This is a genomic window from Peribacillus sp. Bi96 (genome assembly GCF_918698115.1).
Lineage (GTDB): Bacteria > Bacillota > Bacilli > Bacillales > DSM-1321 > Peribacillus.
In genome coordinates, this window is the sequence record NZ_CAKKLV010000001.1 from 92,165 (window position 1) to 105,587 (window position 13,423).

Sequence of the window (13,423 nt, forward strand, 5' to 3'; positions counted from 1 at the left end):
CAAAATAATTCCCTTTTTCGATCTCTGGTCCCATCGTTTTATAAAGTTCTCTGAAACACTTCTATCATCATTAATTTCTTCTTTAAATTCTTTCTTGAACAGAGATGTTTGTATGAGTACTATTATCAAAAAAAAGACAGAAATCAGACCATTAACTACTCTTAACCATACCATAGCCCCCCTCGAATGGTTGTCTTATGGTGATTATACCGAGCGCTCGAAAAGGCATAAAATGCAAAAATATCCATTAATAGATTCTTAAAGTGGGTGATCAGAAATAAAAAACCTGTCCTTGATGAATTTCAGATTAAAAAGTTTGAAAACAACATTTATTATGAAATGGAATATCATTTACTGATAACATTTAGATTACACAACGAGTAGATTTTTTGTGTGTATTCATCCTGTTACGAAAGAGTTAAGTATTCAAACTAACTGCTAAAGAGTTGTATACCACATTCCACCATTCTGTATCTTTAAGGTCTATGTAAATTTCTTTGGTAATTTATTTGCATAAAATATTTATGAGAATTCTATATCAGACTCTTAAAGGTCTTCTAGTTATAAATGGTAATTGTATGATACTTTCCAAATATTTCTCATTTGCCACTTCCCTTTTTTTATATTTAGTATACTATTACATATGTACCATAAAAAGTTAATAAAATAGTATATATACAAAAAAAAGTTAGAAATACATTGCATATGTACTATAAAAACTTAAAGGGGGACAAAATGTTTAAGAAATTCTCAAGGTTTACGATTATGCTATTATCAGTGGTTATGTTAGCAGGAGGAATCTTACCGAGTGTGGGACATGCTCAAGAGAAAAATTTAATCAATTTATAATGACGAAAGTACAGAAAGTACAGAAAGTAAAGTATTAACTGTAGATAATACTATGACAGCTAGTGAACAAAACTCCATTATTAATAAGTATCTTAGTGATTCAAATGTACATGAGTTAATTGTTCTTGATGAATCATTGTTAGAAGAGAATAGTGATAGCGAAAAAGGCGCTAGTCCCAACGCACGTGCTATAATTAATCAGTATAAAGTCCAAAATGTACAAGCGGGTGCTGATGTAACAGGATCTAGCGGTCTTGCCACTTCTATTGGTGGTCCAGGAGTAGTATTAAATATTGGTCAGACAAAATCAGTAGCTACAACAGTTAGTGCAAATTTTGGTGCAAGTAATGCTGCGCTATCAGCATCTATAGGATGGAGTGTTACGGGTACTACATCTATAACAATTTCTGGTACATTTAAAGTTCCGAGTAAAGTAAATGGGGAAATTGTGAAATCATTAAAATTCACAGCATATTCTGTATATAAAACTAAAAAATATGATGTGTATAAAATGCCATGGAATTCCTTTAGTTGGACTAAACAAGGAACAGGCACCGCCAAAAAAGCTTATGGTGTATCTTATAAAAAAGTATATACCTATAAATAAAGGATGGAAGTTTAAATGAAAAAAAAACATATAATTTTAATTTTTATCCTAATTATAATTATTGGAAGTTTTCAAATTCCTAGTATGCTAGAATCAATATATCCTTTGGCAAAAGAAGATAGAACGGAAGCTTTTTATAATATTAGATATTTATTGCAAGGGATTTTTTCTTTAGCAGGCGTAGTATTTGTTAATGTTGTATTGCTAATATTTTACATCAAGAGTGATGTGGATAAAAAAAACTAGTCTAATAGTAATTCAAGCCCTCTCGGTCGATGAGGGTTTTTCTTGTTTTTTGTATTGATTTTTATTTCACTTTTTATACCTATACTTTTAACAATCCCTTTTATTGTGCGTAACCGCATTTTTTGACACTTCTGAGCCATGTCTTCTCTGATCTCTAAAAAAAACGTCCCCTAATTTCAAGAGAACGTAAAAAAATAGGTTATTATACAACATTCTACAAATCAGGAGAAAAAGAAAAAACCCTCGAAACATTGATTTCAATGTTTCGAGGGTTTTTAAAATAGCTGTTAACAAAGTATTAACGAGAGTAGAACTCAACGATAAGCGCTTCGTTAATTTCAGCAGGCAATTCAGAACGTTCTGGTAAACGAGTGAAAGTACCTTCTAATTTCTCAGCATCAAATGTAAGGAAATCAGGTACGAAGTTAGTTGCTTCAACTGATTCTTTGATGATTGAGAAGTTGCGTGATTTTTCACGAACTGCGATTGTTTGTCCAAGAGACACTTTGTAAGAAGGGATGTCTACGCGACGTCCGTCTACAATGATGTGACCGTGGTTAACAAGTTGACGTGCTTGACGACGTGTACGAGCTAAACCAAGACGGTAAACTAGGTTATCAAGACGTGATTCAAGAAGAACCATGAAGTTTTCACCATGAACACCTTTTAGTTTGCCAGCACGGTCGAACATTGAACGGAATTGACGTTCAGTGATTCCGTACATGTGACGAAGTTTTTGTTTCTCTTGTAGTTGCATTCCGTATTCAGAAATTTTTCTACGTTGGTTAGGACCATGTTGTCCTGGAGCATAAGGGCGTTTTTCTAATTCTTTACCAGTACCTGTTAGGGAAATTCCTAAACGACGGGATAGTTTCCAGCTTGGGCCAGTATAACGAGCCATAGGATGACTCCTCCTTTAAATGTTTTTATTTTGGTAAAATAAAAACCGTGTGAATGAACGATCATGACCATTTTGTTTTCATGTACCTTCGCCCTAGCAGCAGAGAGTTACGAGATACACCTCTGGTTGGAGGAACAAAATGAGAACATAAAAGCTGTCACATAGGCTGCAATATTTTACACAAGGAGTATTGTATAATATTCTGTTCAATGAGTCAAGGACAGTTGGCTATTAATTAAAAGAAGAGGGGGAAACTGTATCGAAGCAAAGGATAAAGTGAGAGATCTTTCTAATCCAGGGGTGACGATTTCGGCAGGCGTGTCCCATTGGGTAAAAGGGCAATGGGATAATGTCAAAGAGGTTGTTAAAAGGGCCGATGAAGCTTTATATTTGGCGAAGAATTCGGGGATGACCGGGTACATGCACATGGAATACGATAATGGAAAAGGGAGCAGGCATGTGTTGCCGCTCCCTTTCACTTTATAGACGGCTGGAAAGGATTTCAGCGAACTTTTCAAGTCCTTGTTGATCCATTTCGTCAAATCGGTTCGTGATCGGGCTGTCGATATCGAGCACACCGATCAATTTGCCATCCTTCATGAGCGGTATGACAATTTCAGATCGCGATGCTGCATCACAGGCAATATGTCCAGGGAATTGGTGGACGTCCTCGATGCGCAGCGTTTTTTCAGTGGCTGCTGAAGTCCCACATACGCCCCTACCCATTGGAATGCGGACACAGGCTGGAAGGCCCTGAAAGGGTCCTAATATTAATTGGTCTTCTTCGTATAAATAGAAGCCGACCCAGTTAATCTCATCGAGAAACAGATTCAGTAATGCTGCCGCATTGCTTAAATTAGCTATCCGGTTCGTTTCATCTTCAATTAAAGCAAAAAGTTGTTTTTGGACAAGGTCATAGTTTTTTTCTTTTTTTCCTTGATACATTTCGACATTAAACAAAAGCGTTCACCTGTCTTCCTCATATTTTTACAGCACTTTCCAGTCATGTTGCTTGATTGTTGGGAAATTGTCGAGAACTTACTAAAGGATTCTCTCTATTCCGTGCAGAAATAGTCCACAAGACTTGTCTCAAAGAAAGCGAGGGATTGCCTAAATGAATCGCCAGACGCCAACGAAACAAGCCATTGTGGAAGCTGCGTTACACTTATTTCATTTAAAGGGCTATCATGCTACATCCATAAGGGATATTGCGAATAAAGCGAAAGTGAACGCAGCCAATATTGCCTACTATTTTAAAAATAAGCAGGGATTGCTGGAATTCTGTTTCACTTCCTATTTAGAAGAGTATATCCTGGTCCTTGAGACGAACATGACGCTGTTGGACCTTAAAGGCCCGCAGCAATGCTTGATGAATCTAGTAAAGGATATTCTCACTTTCCAGAGGGAAAACTTCCTGGCCGCACGGTTCATATATGGGGAATCTTCACTGGATTCCAATTTAAACCGGGAAATTCATTCGACTTATTTTACAAAGGAAAAGTCTTATTTTCAATATGTTTTGGAACAAGGGATTAAAAGCAGGAGTTTCCAGCCGGTCTCGATTCCCATGTATATGCTCCAGTTGAAGGGCCTGCTAACGGCTCCTGTCCTGCATACCCATTATGCGATGGATGTTCTTCATGTGTTCCCGCAGGAAGCCTATTACACGAATATATATGCTAATGAGGTCGGACGTTTTCTGCAAGATACACTTTTCAATGCCGAAGACCGACAGCCGCTGCTGGCTGGTGTGCCAAAAGTGTATACATGAGTTATCCATTGAACTCTGCAATCAATGCCCGATAGCCCTGACCCAAATCTTTAGCCTGATGGGCATCTGAACCATAAATAAGCGGAATTCCTAGATCACGGGCACGTCTAGCGAATCGTTCTGGAGGATAAGGCTCACCGCATAGAGGTTTTACAAGCCCAGCTCCATTATAATCAAGTTCATATTTATTTACATTGATCATGTCCAACACTTTGTAAACACGCTCGTCAAAACTTAATGCTGGCGGATATCGAAGCTGGAATTTATGGACAAGGGTAATATGCCCAATCCGCTTAGGCTTATAAATGCCTAAATCTGCTTTGATTGATTGCTCTAAAGTATCGTAATATTTGGCGTATATCGCCTCGACAGATCCTAGTTCATTAGCAATCGCACCAAATTCATTTTCACTGAAGTCAATGCAATGCCAACTATTTTGATGCTTGATGAAGTGGACGGAAAGTATGCTATCATCAAGGAATTCTCCGATGTCATCGAGAAATTCTTTTGTTTCTTTTTCATAACCCTCTATAAAGTCAACCTCAAGACCACTTTTGATCAAGATTTTGTCTTTATAACGTTCTTTCAGTACGCGGAGCTCTTGAAAGTAATCCAGGAGCAGGGCAGCGTCCATACCGCTGTCTTTTTCAGGTGTAGGATCTTGAAAATCTCGTGGCAAAGGAGCATGCTCCGTAAATGTGATTTCCTTTAATCCTAGCTCGATTCCCCGCGTAATATATTCATCGAATTCATCCATAGAGCCGTGAGGGCAAAACGGAGTATGCACGTGACTGTCAGCTTTCATGGCCATTCCCTCCCAAAAAACAGGTATTTGTAGCAATTTTCTACAAATAATTCAATTTTCTCATCAAAAATTATTGCTAACATGGTATCATAAAAGCATTAAATTTAACATTTTTAAAATTGATATATAATAGAGCAAGACTGTAAGGACTAGAACAGGGGGCTTACCATGGATTACATAATTGGGGTAATTGTATTAATTTTGATTTTCATCATTTGGGGTTATTTTTTCAAAAAAAGATATTTTAAAGAAATCGATCGACTGGAATCCTGGAAAATTAGCATCATGCACCGCCCCGTGCTAGAAGAGCTTTCTAAAGTCAAACAATTGAACATGACAGGTGAAACAGAAGTAATGTTCGAAAACTGGCGCATTGAATGGGACGCTATCATTACGGACCATATGCCGGAAGTCGAAGAGCTTTTATTCGATGCCGAGGAGTTTGTCGATAAATACCGTTTCAGCCGATCAAAAGAGGAGCAGCGCAAAATTACAGTCAAGCTTAATGAAATCGAAGAAATGATCAAAAAGATTCTATATGAACTGAATGAACTAGTAGGCAGTGAGGAAAAGAATCGCTTGGAAATCGAGGATATTAAAGAATCCTACCGCCAATTGAAGAAATCATTGCTTGCACACAGACATAATTATGGAAAAGCCGCTGATAAGCTCGAAAACTCCTTGGATGAAGTAGTGCAAATCCTGCAGAAGTATGAAGAAGAGACTGTGAACGGAAATTATTTAAATGCTAGGGAGCTTGTACTATCCATAAAGGAAAAACTAGCAGCATTGGCGGTTAAAATGGAGCTGCTTCCAAAATTATTGGTTGATAGTCAATCCGAGCTGCATTCCCAACTTCATGAATTAAAGGATGGGTATGAGGAGATGTCAGGACAGGGGTATCATTTAAGCCATATCCAATTCGAACAGGAGATATCCAGGCTTGAAGAAGAACTGGATTTATATAAAACACAATTGGAAAATGCCGAAACGGAAGCTGTTGATAAAGGCATTAAAGATATGCGCGAAAGCATTGACGTGCTTTATGACCTACTGGAGAAAGAAGTGCTTTCAAAACAGTATATCTTGAAAAATGATGAAGTGCTCAGGAAAACGATTAGTGACCTTGAATATGAAAGTGATAAACTCAAAGTTGAAACGATACATGTTCAACACACCTATCATCTAACAGAAAATGAGCTGGATGCACAAAGGAAAATGGAAAAGCAAATTGCCCAGATTTCGAAACGCCATCAATTGCTCGTCTTGAAGATGGAGGACAATGTGATGGCAAGCTCGCTAATCAGCGAAGAGATGCAAGGACTGGCAGTGCAGTTGAAAGAATTACAGGAAAATCAGAAAGACTTTGCCGTTAAAATCCAGGCTTTAAGGAAAGATGAAATGGATGCCAGGGATTCACTGGCCGAATTGAAACGCAAAATGGTTGATACAGGCCGTTTAATTGCCAAAAGCAATATTCCTGGTCTCCCTGAAGAGTATAAAGTGGTGCTATCTGATGCCAAGGAGAGCACGGATGACGTTCAAAGTAAACTTGAAGAAAAGCCGCTTGACATGGCAGTTGTTTATATTTATTTAGAAAAAGCAGTTCAACAGGTGAATAAGGTCCACGAAAAAGCACAAGAATTGATCGAACATATGTATTTGGCCGAAAAAGTGATTCAATTCGGCAATCGTTATCGCAGCAGTCACGAAACAGTGGCCGATAGCCTAAGGGAAGCGGAAGCGAAATTTCGCAGCTATGAATATCAAGCTGCACTGGAAACGGCAGCCACGGCCATTGAAAAGGTCGACCCAGGAAGTTTAAGGAAAATTGGAGCGAACGTAGAAGAGGTTCTTTCCTGAAAACCCGCCACGGCGGGTTTTTTCTTTTTCCGGACCCTAAATTAGTTTTCTGCCAATATATTTGAGTGGGTGGGGAGTGATGAGTATGCAAGACTCCTTTCTTACAAGACCAGTGTTTTACATTCTCTTTCAAATTCAATTATGTTAATATTAGAAGTTGCAACAGCAACATTTGAAGCGATATTTAAAAGAGAGACCATCATAGATACAAAACATGGAAGGTGAAACCATGATTTATTTTGACAATAGCGCAACAACAAAACCATATCCCGAAGTAATCGAATCGTTCGTAAAGGTTTCTTCGGATTATTTTGGCAACCCTTCTTCACTGCACGGACTTGGCGTACAATCCGAAAAGCTTCTTTCTGCTGCGAGAAAGCAGATCGCAGATTTATTAAAGGTGAAGAGCTCGGAAATATATTTCACATCCGGAGGAACGGAAGGGAATAATCTTGCCATTAAAGGAGCCGCCCATTCTCAGGGAAATCGGGGCAAACACATCATCACGACAGCGATTGAACATCCTTCCGTTGAAGATGCATGCGAATCATTGACGAAAATGGGTTATGAAATCACATATCTGCCTGTTAACGAATTTGGGCAAATTGAATTAACTGATCTTAAGAATGCAATGAGGGAAGATACCGTTTTAGTGTCCGTCATGCATGTTAATAATGAGGTTGGCTCCATACAACCAGTAGTTGAAATAGGAAAAGTGTTAAAGCAATATCCACACGTGCTCTTTCATGTAGATAATGTGCAGGGGGCAGGCAAAGTTTCATTATCATTACGTGATGCAAATGTGGATTTATGTACAATTTCAGGACACAAGGTACACGGCTTGAAAGGGACAGGCATCCTTTATATTCGTGAAGGCGTTCGGATCGATCCGCTATTCCACGGTGGAAATCAAGAAACGAAACTCAGAAGCGGCACCGAAAATGTCGCGGGAATCGTCTCTCTTTCGAAAGCTTTTCGTATTAGTATGAACAATCAATTGCTGTATCATGATAAGCTGCAGCAAATCAAACAATATTTATATAAAGGGTTGAACGAAATGGACGGGGTGATGGTTAACACTCCTGAGGAAGGTGCAGCCCATATTTTGAATTTTTCCGTTCCGGGACTCAAATCAGAGGTATTGCTGCATGCTCTTGAATCGGATGGAATATATGTTTCGACGACAAGTGCATGTTCTTCGAAAAAAAGGACGGTAAGCAAAACGGTGGATGCGATGTTCCATAATCAAGCCCGTTCCGAGAGTGTCATCCGGATCAGTACTACCTATGGGAATGAGATGGAAGAAGCGAAGCAAGTTCTGGCGGCGATACAGAAAATAGTCGCTAAATTAGAAAAAATAATGAGGGTTGCTAAATGAAATTCGATCATATAATTATTCGTTATGGAGAGATCTCCACGAAAAAAAGAAACCGCAAAGGCTTTGTTGACAAAATGAAGGCACATATCCGCTGGAGTTTAAAGGATATTGAAGGCGTAGTCCTTACAGCCAACCGGGAGCGGATGTACGTTCTTTTGAATGGGGTGGATCATAAGCCTGTCATAGACCGATTGAAAGGTATTTTTGGGATTCAGTCTTTAAGCCCTGCGATAAAAATCGAGCGTGATTTAGAAGTGATGAAAACGGCAGCGTTATATTACCTTAATCACACGCTTGAAGATGTAAGCACGTTTAAAATCACGACAAAACGCGCGGATAAGGATTTCCCATATAATACCGATGAAATTAACAGGGCACTCGGCGGTCATTTGCTTCGAAATACGGAAGATTTAAAAGTGGATGTAAAGAACCCGGATTTGAACCTGTTGGTTGAAGTGAGACGCGAAGCCGTGTATTTGACGGGTGAAATCATCCAGGGGGCAGGCGGGCTTCCATTCGGATCGAGCGGAAAGGCAATGCTGATGCTTTCTGGCGGGATTGATAGCCCTGTTGCGGGGTTCCTTTCAATGAAACGCGGATTGGACGTAGAAGCGATCCATTTTTACAGCCCTCCCTTCACAAGTGAGCGTTCTCGTCAAAAGGTCATTGATCTGGCGGGCAAGCTTGCTGAAATAAATGGAAGCATGAAAGTGCATATTGTTCCATTTACGGAAATTCAATTACTGATTCAAAAACAGATTCCGGAAAACTACTCCATGACGACAACTCGTCGTTTGATGATGAGAGTCGCCGATCGAATCCGTGAAAAAGAAGAAGCGATGGCACTCATTACAGGCGAAAGCCTTGGACAGGTAGCGAGCCAGACGATGAGCAGCATGTTTGCCATCAATGAAGTGACGAATACACCGATCCTGCGTCCATTGATCACCATGGATAAAACGGAAATCATCAAAATTGCCAGAGAGCTTGATACTTTTGAAATATCCAATCTGCCGTACGAAGATTGTTGTACGGTCTTTACGCCGGCAAGCCCAAAAACGAAACCAAAACGTGAAAAAGTCAATTTCTATGAAAGCTTCGTCGACTTTGAATCATTGATTGAAAAAGCGGTTTCCGATACCGAAATATTGACGGTTAGACCGGGACATACATTCAATAAAGATGAGGCTATGGATGACTTATTTTAATTCCTGTAATTACCAATAAAATTTTGCGAATGAAGCCATGTGTTTTAACACATTCTATAATCACAAGGAGGTGAAAAACACATGGCAAACAACAACAGCTCAAACGAATTATTGGTACCTGGAGTAGAACAAGCTCTACAACAAATGAAATACGAAATTGCAACAGAATTCGGCGTACAACTTGGTGCCGATACAACATCTCGCGCTAACGGTTCAGTTGGTGGAGAAATCACAAAACGCCTTGTTCAAATGGCTGAACAACAATTAGGCGGAGGATTTAACCGTTAATTTAATAAATATGGCTACAGAGAGCAGGTTTATAACCTGCTCTCTTTATTTATTTGTAAAAATACATAGAAATATTAGAGAAGTATCTTGTATAATGAGTAGGTACTAAGAGTTCATAATTGGAGGGGAAGAAAATGAAGCGTGAAGATTTATTAGCTCCGGAACATTACAACTTAGTGAGTGAAATGGAACGTTTTGCAAAAAATCCAGAAAAGGTTGCGGTACTTTGGGAGAACGAATCCGGAGATAAAAAGCAACTTACATATGAAAATTTATTAAAAAGTGCAAATAAAATCGGAAATGCCTTCAAGAAAAAAGGACTGGGAAAAGGGGATACGGTCCTGATCATCATTCCTCGTCTAGTGGAAGCTTATCAGGTTTATTTAGCCGCATTGAAAATAGGCATGATTGTCATTCCATGCTCCGAGATGCTTCGGGCAAAGGACTTGCAGTATCGTATTAATCACGGTGATGTTAAAGGGATAATCAGTTATCATGAATATACACATGAATTGGATGAAGTAGAGGGGGCGGCAAGCCTTCTGAAATTCTCGATCGGAAAACGAATGGAAAATTGGCTTGATTTGAATGAGCTTGCCGATGCGGAATCGGATCAGCTGTCCATGGCCGCCACGAAGAGTGAGGATATGGCATTCTTATCTTATACTTCCGGAACGACAGGAAACCCAAAAGGGGTCGTCCATACACATGGCTGGGCTTATGCCCATTTGAAAACGTCTGCTGCAAACTGGCTGGGCATCAGTGAAGGGGATGTGGTTTGGGCAACGGCAGGTCCGGGGTGGCAAAAGTGGATCTGGAGTCCGTTCTTGGCTGTTCTTGGAACGGGAGCAACCGGTCTTGCCTATAATGGGAAGTTCGAGGCCAAGAAATATCTTCAGCTTCTGCAGGATTATAAAGTGAATGCGTTATGCTGTACACCAACTGAGTACCGATTGATGGCCAAGGTGGATAACCTTGATGACTATGATTTATCCCATCTTCATAGTGCTGTATCAGCGGGCGAGCCATTAAATCAAAAAGTGTTCGAGGTGTTTAAAAATCATTTCCATATCGAAGTCCGCGATGGATATGGACAAACCGAAAATACCCTTTTGGTAGGTGTCACAAAAGGCATGGAAATTAAGCTGGGCTCCATGGGCAAACCGACTCCAGGCAACCATGTTGAAATCATTGATGATTCCGGCAATCCTTGCTCTCCTGGTGTAGTGGGGGACATTGCCGTGCACGTCGATACGCCTGCTCTCTTTAAAGAATACTTTAAAGATCCCGAGCGGACATCGAAGCAATTCCGCGGTGATTATTATGTCACCGGCGATCAGGCGAAAAAGGATGAAGATGGTTATTTCTGGTTTGAAGGTCGTTCTGATGATATCATCATCAGCTCAGGGTATACCATTGGACCGTTTGAAGTGGAAGATGCACTCGTTAAGCATCCATATGTGAAAGAGTGTGCCGTTATAGCCAGCCCTGATGAAATAAGGGGCAATGTGGTTAAGGCGTATGTTGTCTTAATGGATGATATCGATCCATCAAGCCAGGACTTGATCAAGACCCTCCAATTGCACGTAAAAGAATTGACGGCTCCATATAAATATCCAAGGAAAATCGAATTTTTAGAAGAGCTTCCCAAAACAACATCCGGTAAAATCAAACGGGTGGATTTACGGAAAAGGGAAGAAGCACTCCTTAACAATTGATCGAAAGCATTACCGTCAGCCCCCAAGGCTGGCGTTTTTTTTATATAACAAGGGGCTTGCATAAAAGCATAAATATGTGAATTCGTGATATGAGATGGTACACTTACTGCATATCTGTACAGTAACAATCATTTAATAAGGAGTGTAAAGCCAGAATGGGAACGTTATGGTTCAATGGGTCGATTTATACGATGATTAAAGAAAACGATCGAGTGGAGGCAGTCTTCACTGAAAAGGGGGTAATTGTCGATACCGGCAGCCCTGACTATTTAAAAAATGAATATGCAGGCAATATTTCCAGGGAAATCGACTTAAAAGGACAAACGATGCTGCCTGGGTTAGTGGATAGTCACCTCCATTTGGTCGGGCATGGTGAACGATTGCTTCGTCTAGACCTCTCTTTGATGGATAGCAGGGAGTCCATATTGAGTTCCTTGAAAGAAAGATGCGCAATGACACCGGCTGGAAAGTGGATTGTCGCTGAGGGTTGGAATGAAAACGAATGGCCTAGTCCTGAATTGATATTGCGTGATGAGCTTGATGCGATATCGACAGAGCATCCCATCGTATTGAAAAGAATATGCCGTCATGCCTTGGTGGTTAATTCTTGCGCCCTTAAAGAAGCTAATATTAAAGAGGATACGAAAGAACCGCCAGGCGGGGTTATCTGCCGTTATCCTGATGGAAGGTTAAATGGTTTATTTAAGGAGAACCAGGCGCAGAACCTTATTTTAGACAGCCTACCCGGCATTGACCAGGAGTATATCGAAAACGCGCTTACAGAGGCGATACAGGACGCCTATAAGGTAGGATTGACTGGCGGGCATACAGAAGACCTCCATTATTACAATGGCTTCATGCCGACTTATCAGGCGTTTAAATCTGTCATCGAGGACCGGAATATGGTCTTTCGCGCCAATTTACTCGTCCATCATGGAGCGTTTGAAGAGATGCTGGCAGCAGGCGGTCGTTATCAAGAAGGTACGCGATATATCAAATTCGACAGCATGAAGATATTTACTGACGGCTCCTTAGGAGGCCATACAGCCCTGTTGAGCGAACCATATGTAGATCAAAAAGATACGAATGGCGTGGCGATATTCACCGAAATGGAGCTTCAGGAATGGGTGCAAAAAGCAAGGCAGGTTGGAATGCCGATTGCTGTCCATGCCATTGGTGATCTTGCTTTTGAATATGTCTTGAATGCAATGGAAGCTCTCCCTCCAAAAGAGGGACTGAGGGATCGGCTCATCCATGCACAAATTGTCCGGCCGGAACTGTTGGAGCGGGCGGCAAAACTACCAGTCATCTTTGATATCCAACCAGGTTTCGTACCTTCCGATTTTCCGTGGGTGGAAGAAAAGGTTCCAGCAAATCTATTGGAATCCTCCTACGCCTGGAAAACATATTTGAATATGGGAATTATTTGTGCGGGAGGATCAGATGCTCCGATTGAGCCGTTAAATCCAATTTTGGGCATTCATGCTGCCGTCACAAGGACGAAAATCAACAGTGAGGATGGCCATGTATATGGCTTGGATGAAAGACTTTCCGTATATGAGGCATTCGCACTTTATACAAAAGGGAGTGCCGCAGCAATAGGTCAAGAAAAACGTCGTGGTCAGATCATTAAAGGGCATGATGCGGATTTTACCATTTTTGATCTTGATGTCTTTGCAGTTGAGCCAGATGATCTGCTAAAAGCAGAGGCGGTCATGACAATCATTGATGACAGAATCGTGTATGATAAAAAATAACAATTGCAAAAAAAGAAATGGGTATGCAAAAT

The 13,423-nt window shown here is 40.4% G+C and carries 13 protein-coding genes; 10 read left to right on the top strand and 3 right to left on the bottom strand.

Annotation, left to right across the window (positions count from 1 at the left end; translation table 11 throughout):
• The first annotated feature begins 901 nt into the window (after window positions 1-901).
• Window positions 902-1,456: a hypothetical protein gene (locus LQ203_RS00465; protein ID WP_230154607.1), complete on the top strand. Its 555-nt coding sequence runs from the start codon at window positions 902-904 to the stop codon at window positions 1,454-1,456.
• A gap of 15 nt (window positions 1,457-1,471) precedes the next feature.
• Window positions 1,472-1,702 carry a hypothetical protein gene (locus LQ203_RS00470; protein ID WP_230154609.1) on the top strand — a complete coding sequence of 77 codons (231 nt, stop codon included), beginning with the start codon at window positions 1,472-1,474 and terminating at the stop codon, window positions 1,700-1,702.
• A 298-nt stretch (window positions 1,703-2,000) separates the two neighbouring features.
• On the opposite strand, the gene rpsD is transcribed toward LQ203_RS00470, so the two are convergent.
• Window positions 2,001-2,603, bottom strand: a complete 603-nt coding sequence (gene rpsD, locus LQ203_RS00475; RefSeq protein WP_057911405.1) for a 30S ribosomal protein S4 — start codon at window positions 2,601-2,603, stop codon at window positions 2,001-2,003.
• A 276-nt stretch (window positions 2,604-2,879) separates the two neighbouring features.
• On the opposite strand from rpsD, the gene LQ203_RS00480 reads away from it, so the two are divergent.
• Window positions 2,880-3,089, top strand: a complete 210-nt coding sequence (locus LQ203_RS00480; protein ID WP_230154618.1) for a diguanylate cyclase — start codon at window positions 2,880-2,882, stop codon at window positions 3,087-3,089.
• Here the strand turns inward: LQ203_RS00480 and LQ203_RS00485 are convergent.
• The gene (locus LQ203_RS00485; protein ID WP_290370498.1) at window positions 3,084-3,563 is read right to left on the bottom strand and encodes a GAF domain-containing protein; all 480 of its coding nucleotides are present in this window, start codon (window positions 3,561-3,563) and stop codon (window positions 3,084-3,086) included. The two genes, LQ203_RS00480 and LQ203_RS00485, sit on opposite strands and share 6 nt — an antisense overlap.
• Window positions 3,564-3,717: 154 nt before the next feature.
• Between LQ203_RS00485 and refZ the strand changes: the two genes are divergently transcribed.
• Complete coding sequence (refZ, locus tag LQ203_RS00490; RefSeq protein WP_230154621.1) at window positions 3,718-4,374, top strand: forespore capture DNA-binding protein RefZ; 657 nt, start codon at window positions 3,718-3,720, stop codon at window positions 4,372-4,374.
• A 1-nt stretch (window position 4,375) separates the two neighbouring features.
• Here the strand turns inward: refZ and hisJ are convergent, their stop codons facing one another.
• Window positions 4,376-5,179 (bottom strand): histidinol-phosphatase HisJ, encoded by an 804-nt coding sequence (hisJ, locus tag LQ203_RS00495; RefSeq protein WP_230154623.1) that lies wholly within the window; start codon window positions 5,177-5,179, stop codon window positions 4,376-4,378.
• 168 nt (window positions 5,180-5,347) lie between these two features.
• Between hisJ and ezrA the strand changes: the two genes are divergently transcribed.
• The 6 genes from ezrA (at window position 5,348) to LQ203_RS00525 (ending at window position 13,391) form a co-directional block, all read left to right on the top strand.
• Window positions 5,348-7,042, top strand: coding sequence for a septation ring formation regulator EzrA (gene ezrA / locus LQ203_RS00500; protein WP_230154624.1), 1,695 nt, complete (start codon window positions 5,348-5,350; stop codon window positions 7,040-7,042).
• Window positions 7,043-7,271: 229 nt separating this feature from the next.
• Entirely contained in the window at window positions 7,272-8,420 is a 1,149-nt protein-coding gene (locus tag LQ203_RS00505; RefSeq protein ID WP_230154627.1) for a cysteine desulfurase family protein, read from the top strand.
• The gene (thiI, locus tag LQ203_RS00510) at window positions 8,417-9,628 is read left to right on the top strand and encodes a tRNA uracil 4-sulfurtransferase ThiI (protein WP_230154629.1); all 1,212 of its coding nucleotides are present in this window, start codon (window positions 8,417-8,419) and stop codon (window positions 9,626-9,628) included. The genes LQ203_RS00505 and thiI overlap by 4 nt, the downstream gene beginning before the upstream one ends.
• A gap of 81 nt (window positions 9,629-9,709) precedes the next feature.
• Window positions 9,710-9,916 carry an alpha/beta-type small acid-soluble spore protein gene (locus LQ203_RS00515; RefSeq protein WP_034309203.1) on the top strand — a complete coding sequence of 69 codons (207 nt, stop codon included), beginning with the start codon at window positions 9,710-9,712 and terminating at the stop codon, window positions 9,914-9,916.
• Between the two features lie 134 nt (window positions 9,917-10,050).
• Entirely contained in the window at window positions 10,051-11,634 is a 1,584-nt protein-coding gene (locus LQ203_RS00520) for an acyl--CoA ligase (protein ID WP_230154632.1), read from the top strand.
• 155 nt (window positions 11,635-11,789) lie between these two features.
• On the top strand, window positions 11,790-13,391 hold the full coding sequence (locus LQ203_RS00525) for an amidohydrolase (RefSeq protein ID WP_230154633.1): 1,602 nt from the start codon (window positions 11,790-11,792) through the stop codon (window positions 13,389-13,391).
• Window positions 13,392-13,423 lie beyond the last annotated feature (32 nt).

Excerpts from the sequence above, each read along its gene's own strand:
- LQ203_RS00465 (WP_230154607.1), top strand. The coding sequence starts at position 902 with ATGACAGCTAGTGAACAAAACTCCATTATTAATAAGTATCTTAGTGAT.
- LQ203_RS00470 (WP_230154609.1), top strand. The coding sequence starts at position 1,472 with ATGAAAAAAAAACATATAATTTTAATTTTTATCCTAATTATAATTATT.
- rpsD (WP_057911405.1), bottom strand. The coding sequence starts at position 2,603 with ATGGCTCGTTATACTGGCCCAAGCTGGAAACTATCCCGTCGTTTAGGA.
- refZ (WP_230154621.1), top strand. The coding sequence starts at position 3,718 with ATGAATCGCCAGACGCCAACGAAACAAGCCATTGTGGAAGCTGCGTTA.
- hisJ (WP_230154623.1), bottom strand. The coding sequence starts at position 5,179 with ATGAAAGCTGACAGTCACGTGCATACTCCGTTTTGCCCTCACGGCTCT.
- ezrA (WP_230154624.1), top strand. The coding sequence starts at position 5,348 with ATGGATTACATAATTGGGGTAATTGTATTAATTTTGATTTTCATCATT.
- LQ203_RS00505 (WP_230154627.1), top strand. The coding sequence starts at position 7,272 with ATGATTTATTTTGACAATAGCGCAACAACAAAACCATATCCCGAAGTA.
- thiI (WP_230154629.1), top strand. The coding sequence starts at position 8,417 with ATGAAATTCGATCATATAATTATTCGTTATGGAGAGATCTCCACGAAA.
- LQ203_RS00515 (WP_034309203.1), top strand. The coding sequence starts at position 9,710 with ATGGCAAACAACAACAGCTCAAACGAATTATTGGTACCTGGAGTAGAA.
- LQ203_RS00520 (WP_230154632.1), top strand. The coding sequence starts at position 10,051 with ATGAAGCGTGAAGATTTATTAGCTCCGGAACATTACAACTTAGTGAGT.
- LQ203_RS00525 (WP_230154633.1), top strand. The coding sequence starts at position 11,790 with ATGGGAACGTTATGGTTCAATGGGTCGATTTATACGATGATTAAAGAA.